The following is a 6396-nucleotide window of genomic DNA, read 5'->3' on the forward strand; positions in this document are numbered from 1 at the left end:
GGCACGGCGGGCCAGGTCGTAAGTGAGGCGCTCGACGTAAGCGCTGCCACCCCAGGGGTCGATCACGCGAGCCGTACCCGACTCCTGCTGGATCAGAAGCTGGGTGTTGCGCGCAATACGCGCCGAAAAGTCCGTCGGCAGGGCGAGAGCCTCATCCAGCGCATTCGTCAAAGCGGACCAAGCCCACCCCCAACACCCCCGAAAAACCCCACCCACCAAGCCCCCTGCCAGCGCTCACGTGCGCCCGAAAGCTCCCGTCGCCGCATGGGACAGGCCGTTGAGGAGTAGGCGGGTGCTGCCGCGGAGGTGGGCGACGTCCTGATGGCCGTCGGGGGTGCTCAGGACGAGGTAGGTGTACTGCTCGATCCAGTCGAGGCGGGTGCCGCCGTTCTGGGGGGTGAGGCGGACGGTGACCAGGGAGACCCAGCGGCGTACCTCGTTCACGTGGGCCTCGTAGACGTACACGAGGCGCTCCGCCGGTTCCAGGTCCAGGAAGCGCGAGCGGTATTCGATGCGCTCCTCGTCGCGTTCGTCGTCGATGTCCTCGAAGACGACGCGGTTGCGGGCCCGCTCGCCGCCGCCGACGCGGAAGTCCAGCTCGTGTTCGGCGGTGCGGGACGGTCCGGGCACCTTGAACCAGCGGGTGCGCAGCTCGGGTTCGGCGAAGGCCGCGTAGACCTGCTCCGGCGGGGCCGGGATGTCCACCCGCAGTTCGAAGGAGCCGTGCCTGACCGGCGCATCCTCGTCGGCCGGAGTGGTTTCCGCAGGGAGGTGATCGGTGTTGTCCGCGCTCATGGCGGCGACACTAACACGCACTCCCTGCGCCACCTCGCCGGTCGGATTCCGCACGGGCGTACGAGAGTTGACGGCTCATCAGATCCAGCCGTCCAGCGACGCGAGGAAGCCCTCCAGGTCGTCGCGGTGGATGCAGTGACCGGTGTCCGGTACGTGGCGGACCTCGAAGCCGGCGGTTCGCAGCCGCTCGGCCAGGTCGTCGGGGACGAGGTGGTGGTCGCCGGCGCCCTGGACCAGGGAGGGGACGACGGGGCGCTCGGGGACGTACTCGACGGAGCTGTCCAGCCAGTCCACCGCGCGGATGTCCCAGGACGCGTAGCCGGCGAGTTCGTCCTCGACGTCCTTCGGTGTCCAGCGCGGGAACATCTGCCGCATCGTCTCCGCCGTGGTCGCCTTGGTGAACTGCGCGAACTCCTTGAGCTCGGCCACCGCCTTGTCGGTGAAGCGCCACGCGGGGTCGCTGTAGACCGCCTTGGCCGGGGCCAGGTCGGCCACCGCCAGGGAGAGCACCAGGGCGCCGAAGGAGTGGCCGATCGCGAGATCGGCGCCAGCCGGCAGCGACGCCACCAGGTCGGCGGCGAAGAGTTCGGGCGTGTACTGCCCGGCGTGCGGGCTGTCGCCGTGGCCGCGCAGGTCCGGCATGATCACCCGGTAGCCGCGCTCGGCCAGCCGTGGCGCCACCCGGCTCCAGGTGTCCGACGTCGAGATGATGCTGTGGACGAGCAGGGCGACCTTGTCGCCGTCGCCGGCCTCGTGGAGCGTGAGCCTCATCGCCTCGGGGTTCCTTTCCCTGTCTGTTCGGACGGCTCGGTCATCGGCCCGCACCGGTCACGTGCAGCAGGGCGCGGGCCGCCAGGCGGTAGCCGAACGCGCCCAGGCCGACCACGACACCGGAGGCCAGCGGGGCGATGACCGACTCGTGCCGGAACTGCTCCCGCGCCCACACGTTGCTCAGGTGGACCTCGATCCAGGGGTGTTCGTAGCTGGCGAGGGCGTCGCGCAGGCTCCAGCCGGCGATCATCAGGGCGCCCGGGTTGACCACGGCGCCGACGCTGTCGGGCCCGTGCTCGTGGATGGCGCTCACCAGTTCGCCCTCCGACTCCCGCTGGACGGCGAGGACCTTCCAGTCCTGCTCGCCCACCTCGTCGGCGACCGCCCGCTCGATGTCGGCGAGGGTGTCGGTGCCGTAGATCTCCGGTTCACGGCGGCCCAGGATCCCGAGGTTGGGGCCGTTCAGTAGGAGCATCGTGCTCATGCGTCACCTCGCTGTTCGATGGTCCGCACCGCGTCCGGCGCGGCTGCCGTCCTGCTGTCCATGCCGAGCCTGGTCTCGGCGGCCTCCTCGACGTGGGTCATCGCGTACCGCAGGATGGGCGGCGCCATCAGGGAGGTGACGATGGCGACCAGGACGACGATCGTGTACGTCTCGGTGTCGAGTACGCCGAGGCGCAGGCCGGTCATCGCCACGATCACCTCGACGACACCGCGCGAGTTCATGCCGGCGCCGAGGGCCAGCGCCTCCCACCGGTTGAGTCCGCTGAGCCGGGACCCGATGAACGCGCCGCCGAACTTGCCGGCCACGGCCACGAAGAGCACCGCGAGGGCCGCGCCCAGGACGGCCGGCCGGGCCAGCGCGGTGAGGTCCATGCGCAGTCCGGCGGTGGCGAAGAACAGCGGGGCGAGGACGGCGAGGACGAGAGTCCGCAGCGGTTCCAGCTTCTGCGGGTCCACCGCGCCGCTGGTGGCGATCAGCACGCCGCTGACGAAGGCGCCGAAGACGGCCTCCAGGTGCATGGCCTGGGTGGCCGCCGAGCCGAGCAGGACCAGGACGACGGCTGTGGCGACCGTCGGCGTGGCGCTCTGCGAGCGTCCTGCCCTGCGCAGCGCGGTCCGCACCAGTGGACGGCCGATCACCACCGCGAACAGCACCACGCCCACCGGGTAGAGGACGGAGGTGGCGACGACACCGGCGGTCAGTCCGGTGGTCGCCATCGCGGAGACGATCGACAGGAGGAACCAGCCGGCGACGTCGTCCACCACGCCGGCCGCGAGGATCAGCTGGCCGATGTCGCGGTGCAGCAGTTTCATGTCGAGCAGGGTCTTGGCGATCACCGGGAGGGCGCTGACGCACATCGCCACGCCCAGGAACAGCGCGAAGACGGTCAGGTCGGTGCCCGCGGGCACGAACGACCGGGGCAGCAGGAAGCCGGTGGCGATGCCGAGGCCCAGTGGCAGGACCAGGCCCGCGACGCTGACCTTGGCCGCGGTCGGGCCGCGCCGCCGGACCAGGGCGAAGTTCATCTCGGCGCCGGTGACGCCGACCAGCAGCAGTACCCCCAGCTGGCCGACCGCGTCCAGCAGGTTCATCTGCGCCGCCTGTTGGGGCAGCAGCCAGTCGGAGAAGCCGGGCAGCAGCGGCTCCAGGAGCGAGGGTCCGACGAGGACGCCGGCGCTGAGCTCACCGGCGACCGCCGGCAGGCCGAAGCGCGTCGCCAGCCGGCCGAGGACCAGGGCGAGCAGCAGCAGGAAGGCGACTTGGAGCAGGAACACCAGGAGGGCGTGCCGGCCGATCGTCGGCACGGGGTCGGCGAGGAGCATCTCGGCTTCTCTCACGTGGAGGGTCAGCTGTCGGTCGCGCGGTCCTTCGGGCTCAGTCGCCGGGCCACCAGGCCGATGACGTCGGTGGCGCGGTCGGCGATGAAGAAGTGGCCGCCGGGGAAGACCTTCGTCTCGGTCGCCGCGGTGGTGTGCTCGGCCCAGGCCTCGGCCTCGTCGAGGGAGACCCGGGGGTCGCTGTCGCCGGTGAGCACGGTCACCGGGCAGTCGAGGCGCCGTCCGGGTTCGTGCCGGTAGCGTTCGACGGCGGTGTAGTCGCTGCGGATGGCCGGCAGGATCATCGCGAGCACCTCGGGGTCGCCGAGCAGCGTCTCGCTGGTGCCGCTGAGCGTCTTGAGTTCGGCCACGACGTCGGCGTCGCTCCCCGTGTGGATCCGTTCGTCGCGGTAGCGGGACGGGGCTCGTCGGCCGGACGCGAACAGCCGTACCGGCGCGGGCAGTCCGGCCGTCTGGAGGCGCAGCGCGACCTCGTACGCGAGGACCGCGCCCATGCTGTGGCCGAACAGCGCGAGCGGCTTGTCGTCCAGGTGCCGCAGTGCGGCGAAGATCTGGTCCGCGAACTCGGGAATGTTGTCGATCCCCGGCTCGTTCAGGCGGGTCTGCCGGCCCGGGTACTGGACGGCCAGCACCTCCACCGCCGGGTGCAGGGCCCGGGAGACCGGGAAGAAGAAGCTGGCGGAGCCGCCCGCGTACGGCAGGCAGGCGAGCCGCACCGGGCTGCGCGGCGCCGGGTGGGGGACGCTCACCCACTTCTCGAAGTGCGCCGTTGCTTGTGGCATGCCGCACGAGCTCCTCGTGGTCGGTGGGGGAATGCCGGAAGCCTAGGCCGGTGCGGGCGTGGCCGGGTATCCCCCGATCTGATAGCCCTGGCCTTCGGACGGCCCGTTCGCGGGTCCGGGTGGTTAGTCTGGCGCCGTTCCCGGCACGGCGGTTGTGCCCGTGCCGGCCGCTTTCGACGAGGGGGGATCCCCGTGCCCGAGGTGCCGTCGCGCGAACCGTCCGCCGGTGCGGGTCCCGATCCGGACGCGGAGGTGATCGTCGTCGGGAACGGGCCCGTGGGGGCCGCGCTCGCGGTCCTGCTGGCCCAGTACGGCCGGCGGACGACTGTCCTGGAGCGGCGCGGGCGCCCGTACACCCTGCCCCGGGCGACCAGCTTCGACGGTGAGACGGCACGGTTGCTCGCCGGGTGCGGGCTGGGGGCGGGCCTCGGCCGGATCACCGAGCCCGCGACGGGTTACCAGTGGCGTACGGCGGGTGGTGAGACCCTCCTGGACATCGCGTTCCGCGCCGAGGGCCCGTACGGGTGGCCGGACGCCAACACCGTGCACCAGCCCGCCCTGGAGGAGCTGCTGGCCGCTCGCGCGGCCGAGTTGCCGGGGGTGACGGTGGTGCGGGGCCGGCAGGTGGTGGGGATCGAGGAGCGGGGCGAGCGGGTCGTGGTGACGGCCGAGGACGAGGACGGCGCGGCCTGGACGTACACGGCGCGCTGGGTGGTGGGCTGCGACGGCGCGAACAGCTTCGTCCGGGATCACCTGGACGTGCCGGTCACCGACCTCGGTTTCTCCTACGAGTGGCTGCTGTGTGACGTCCGGCTGCGTGAGCCGGGCGAGTTCGTCCCCACCAACGTCCAGATCTGCGACCCGGCCAGGCCAACCACGCTGGTCGGCAGTGGTCCCGGGCACCGGCGCTGGGAGTTCATGCGGCTGGCCGGTGAGCGGGCCGCGGAGCTGAACCGGGAGGAGACCGCCTGGCGGCTCCTCGCCCCCTACGGGGTCACCCCCGACAGTGCGACCCTGCTGCGCAGCACCACGTACATCTTCCAGGCCCGGTGGGCCGAGCGGTGGCGGGTGGGCCGGGTGCTGCTGGCGGGGGACGCGGCCCATCTGATGCCGCCGTTCGCCGGGCAGGGCATGTGTTCGGGGATCCGTGACGTGGCCGGCCTGGCGTGGAGGCTGGACCTGGTGCTGGGCGGCCGGGCCGGGGAGTCGGTCCTCGACACCTATACGGAGGAACGCCGTGCGCACGTGCGGGAGTCGATCCTGTCCTCCGTCCAGTTGGGCCGGGTGATCTGTGTGACGGACGCCGGGGCGGCGGCCGAGCGTGACGCCACGATCCTGGCGGGCCGCCGGGGCCGCGGTCCGACGGTCCCGGATCCGGCGCGGCCTCTCACGGAAGGGCTTCTCCACCGGGGGGAGGACGGCTCGCCCGTGTCCCCGGCCGGTGAGGTGGCCCCTCAGGGCCGGGTGCGGGGCACCGGTGGCAGCGGGCTGTTCGACGACGTGGTGGGGCGCGGCTTCGTGCTGCTGCTGGCGCAGGACGCGGACGCCGGGCTCGACGAGGGCCGGTCGGCCTTCCTGACGGACCTGGGCGCGCACGTCGTCCGGCTGCTTCCCGGGGACGGGACGCCTCGGGTGGGGGCGGTGGCCGATGTGGACGGCGTCCACCGTGCCTTCCTGGCCCGGCACGGGGCTGACGCGGTGCTGATCCGCCCGGACCACCACGTGTTCGGGGCGGGTTCGGGCCCGGGGGCGGCGGCGGACCTGGTGGACGGCCTGCGGGCGGGCCTGGGGGCGGGCGTCGCTGCGGGGGCGGGGGGAGGCAGGGTCTGACCGGACGGCGTTCCGGCTCAGGGCAGGTGTGCCGGCGCTGTGGTGGCGGTGGCGGTCCGGGCCAGGAGGACCGCGCCCCGCAGGGAGGAGAGGCCGCCCAGGCGTGCCGGGGCGACGGGTGGGGCGGGGCGGCCCGGGCGGGAGAGGGAGGCCAGGTGGGTGGCTGTGCGGTCGACCAGGCCGTGGATGCCTGCCGCGAATCCGCCGCCGATCACGGCGAGGCTCGGGTGGAGCAGTTCGGTGACGCTCATGATGGCGCCGGCGAGGGCTCGGCAGGTGTCGTCGACGGGGGCCGTGGCCCAGGGGCGGCCGGTGCACATCGCGGAGATCCTGGCGAGCACGGAGGAGGAACCCGCCGTATGAGCGGAACGTTCGT

6 protein-coding genes and 2 pseudogenes are annotated in these 6396 nt (G+C 72.7%); 1 reads left to right on the forward strand and 7 read right to left on the reverse strand.

Annotation, left to right across the window (positions count from 1 at the left end; all coding sequences use genetic code 11):
- The 6 genes and pseudogenes from ACVNF4_RS30765 to ACVNF4_RS30790 all read right to left on the reverse strand — a co-directional run.
- Nucleotides 1-177, reverse strand: a pseudogene (locus ACVNF4_RS30765) (methylmalonyl-CoA mutase family protein); the annotation flags it as partial.
- A 57-nt stretch (nt 178-234) separates the two neighbouring features.
- Entirely contained in the window at nt 235-795 is a 561-nt protein-coding gene (locus tag ACVNF4_RS30770; RefSeq protein ID WP_461806165.1) for an SRPBCC domain-containing protein, read from the reverse strand.
- Nucleotides 796-873: 78 nt separating this feature from the next.
- Nucleotides 874-1566, reverse strand: coding sequence for an alpha/beta fold hydrolase (locus ACVNF4_RS30775; protein ID WP_461806166.1), 693 nt, complete (start codon nt 1564-1566; stop codon nt 874-876).
- A gap of 40 nt (nt 1567-1606) precedes the next feature.
- The gene (locus ACVNF4_RS30780; RefSeq protein WP_461806167.1) at nt 1607-2050 is read right to left on the reverse strand and encodes a type II 3-dehydroquinate dehydratase; all 444 of its coding nucleotides are present in this window, start codon (nt 2048-2050) and stop codon (nt 1607-1609) included.
- Nucleotides 2047-3408, reverse strand: coding sequence for a cation:proton antiporter (locus tag ACVNF4_RS30785; RefSeq protein WP_461806168.1), 1362 nt, complete (start codon nt 3406-3408; stop codon nt 2047-2049). The genes ACVNF4_RS30780 and ACVNF4_RS30785 overlap by 4 nt, the downstream gene beginning before the upstream one ends.
- Before the next feature lie 8 nt (nt 3409-3416).
- A complete protein-coding gene (locus ACVNF4_RS30790; protein WP_461806169.1) occupies nt 3417-4190 on the reverse strand; it encodes a thioesterase II family protein in 774 nt (257 codons plus the stop codon).
- Nucleotides 4191-4382: 192 nt separating this feature from the next.
- Between ACVNF4_RS30790 and mhpA the strand changes: the two genes are divergently transcribed.
- Nucleotides 4383-6020, forward strand: a complete 1638-nt coding sequence (gene mhpA, locus ACVNF4_RS30795; RefSeq protein WP_461806170.1) for a bifunctional 3-(3-hydroxy-phenyl)propionate/3-hydroxycinnamic acid hydroxylase MhpA — start codon at nt 4383-4385, stop codon at nt 6018-6020.
- A gap of 17 nt (nt 6021-6037) precedes the next feature.
- Here mhpA and ACVNF4_RS30800 read toward each other — a convergent pair.
- Nucleotides 6038-6396, reverse strand: a pseudogene (locus ACVNF4_RS30800) (ROK family protein); the annotation flags it as partial.

It is taken from the genome of Streptomyces sp. S6, from assembly GCF_054880855.1.